The organism is Streptomyces sp. NPDC002104 (assembly GCF_053593795.1).
Genome location: NZ_JBSFDF010000121.1, coordinates 1 through 1014 on the forward strand (window position 1 = coordinate 1; position 1014 = coordinate 1014).

Below are 1014 nucleotides of genomic sequence, written 5' to 3' on the forward strand. Positions count from 1 at the left end.
GGTGAGGGCCTCCGGGTTCGGTGTGGATTGCGACATCTGCACCGAAGACAGGAGGCCCTCGTGGTCCACCGTAATGCCCCGCTGACCGAGACCGGGCGACTGCGCCTGGCGCGTTGTGTCGTGGAGGACGGCTGGCCCGTGCGTCGGGCCGCGGAACGCTTCCAGGTCAGCCACACCACCGCGGCCCGCTGGGCCGGCCGCTACCGCCGGCTCGGTGTCGCCGGAATGAGTGACCGCTCCAGCCGCCCGCACCACCAGCCACGACGGACCGCGGCCGCAATCGAGGAACAAGTCCTGCGACTGCGGCGCGAACACCGCATCGGCCCCCTGCGGCTGGCCGCCCGCTGCGGGATCGCGCCCTCCACCGCGCACCGCATCCTGATTCGCCACGGCCTGCCGCCCCTGGCCGCCCTGGACCGCGCCACCGGCGAGCCCGTCCGCCGCTACGAACGCGCCTGGCCCGGCGAACTCGTCCACATCGACGTCAAAAAACTCGGCCGGATCCCCGACGGCGGCGGCCACAAAGCCCTCGGCCGGGCCGAGGGCCGACGCAACAAGACCGGCACGGGCTGGGCCTACCTCCACACCGCCCTCGACGACCACACCCGCCTTGCCTACACCGAAGACCTGCCCGACGAGACCGCCCCCACCTGCGCCGCCTTCCTCACGCGGGCGACCGCCTGGTTCGCGTCCCTGGGCATCACCGTCGAACGCGTCCTGACCGACAACGCCTGGGCCTACAGCAAGAACACCTGGCGCGAAACCTGCCGTGACCTGGGCATCAGCCCCCGCTGGACCCGGCCCTGGCGGCCCCAGACCAACGGCAAAGTCGAACGCTTCCACCGCACCCTGCTCGAGGAATGGGCCTACCAGCAGCCCTACACCTCAGACCACCAACGCCAGGAAGCGTTCACCGACTGGATCGACTGGTACAACTACCACCGACCCCACACCGGCATCCAAGGCCAAACACCCGCCAGCCGCGTCACCAACCTGCCCGAACAACACACCTAG

At 70.6% G+C, this 1014-nt stretch carries 1 protein-coding gene; it reads left to right on the forward strand.

The features are described from left to right. Nucleotides 1-60 precede the first annotated feature (60 nt). Nucleotides 61-1014, forward strand: a complete 954-nt coding sequence (locus ACWCP2_RS38180; protein WP_450913130.1) for an IS481 family transposase — start codon at nt 61-63, stop codon at nt 1012-1014.